The sequence below is a fragment of the Pseudonocardia sp. SID8383 genome (genome assembly GCF_009864975.1).
In the GTDB taxonomy this organism is placed as follows: Bacteria; Actinomycetota; Actinomycetes; order Mycobacteriales; family Pseudonocardiaceae; genus Pseudonocardia; species Pseudonocardia alni.
The window spans coordinates 1-566 of sequence record NZ_WWFY01001009.1 but is presented as its reverse complement, the minus strand read 5'-3'; the positions used below and the strand labels follow the sequence as shown (position 1 = coordinate 566).

Annotated in this window: 1 protein-coding gene; it reads right to left on the bottom strand. The window is 78.4% G+C overall.

What is annotated here, in order from left to right; all coding sequences use genetic code 11:
• Window positions 1–422: laccase domain-containing protein (locus GTW08_RS24250; RefSeq protein ID WP_161152586.1), on the bottom strand; the 422-nt coding region annotated here is incomplete at its 3' end.
• Window positions 423–566: the final 144 nt, after the last annotated feature.

Below are 566 nucleotides of genomic sequence, written 5' to 3'. Positions count from 1 at the left end.
CCCGCGTGGGCGGCCCCGACGACGCCGGCGACCGGGTCGCCGAGCAGCACCGGTACGCAGTCGGCCGCGAGCACCGCGATGCCGAGCAGCGGCACGTCGGTGACGACGGCGTCGACGTCGGCGATGTCCGGGGCGACACCACCGGTGCCGGGGCGGGCCCGCGGGGGCTCGCGCAGCACGGCGACGTCGCGGCCGTGGACCTGGTTCAGGAACACCAGTCCGGACAGGCCGAGCTCACGCACGACGCGGGCCCGGTTCCCGGTCACCGCGGCCGGGTCGTCCCCGACCCCCGACGACAGGTTGAACGAGGTGAACGGGCCCTCGGACCGGCCACCGGCCCGGGTGGTGGTGACCCGGCGGATCCGCGCGCGGCGGGTGCCGTCCGCGCGGGCCGCCGTGGCCGGTGTCGGTGAGTCCGGCACGCGGGTCAGCGCCGCATGAACGGCGGGACGTCCACCTCGTCCTCGACCGGCTCGGCCGGACGCGCCGCGGGGTTCCCGCCGACGGTCCCGTGCTGGGCCGGGGCCGACGTCGGCGAGGCCGGCGCGGACATCGGACCGCTCGGA